Origin of the sequence: Tetzosporium hominis (assembly GCF_002265435.1) — a bacterium.
Lineage (GTDB): Bacteria > Bacillota > Bacilli > Bacillales_A > Planococcaceae > Chryseomicrobium > Chryseomicrobium hominis.
This window is the reverse complement of the sequence record NZ_NOKQ01000339.1, coordinates 1-264: the sequence shown is the minus strand read 5'-3', so window position 1 is coordinate 264 and position 264 is coordinate 1. Positions and strand designations below refer to the sequence as shown.

Genomic DNA, 264 nt, shown 5'->3' with positions numbered 1-264 from the left:
GGTGATATTGAGCTCCTGTATAATGTTTTGAGCTTTGACAAGGTTCGTATTTTTCGTTTCCATATCCTCTTGTTCAATCGCCTGTTTCGCCAGCTTCATAAATTTAAGGCAGCCGTCAAATAGCATAAGCGTCAATTCTCCAGGAGTCGCCATGTTGATTGAATTTTGCTGATAAGCTGCATACGGATTGTTTAAAGCCATTGTTGATCCTCCAAATTACAATTATTGTCCAAGCAATTGCGCCAAGTATGTCGATTGTTCATT

Annotated in this window: 1 protein-coding gene; it reads right to left on the bottom strand. The window is 39.4% G+C overall.

The window, feature by feature from the left end; translation table 11 throughout:
- A partial coding sequence (gene fliS / locus CF394_RS14175) for a flagellar export chaperone FliS (protein ID WP_094944453.1) occupies positions 1 to 201 on the bottom strand: 201 nt, incomplete at its 3' end.
- Positions 202 to 264 lie beyond the last annotated feature (63 nt).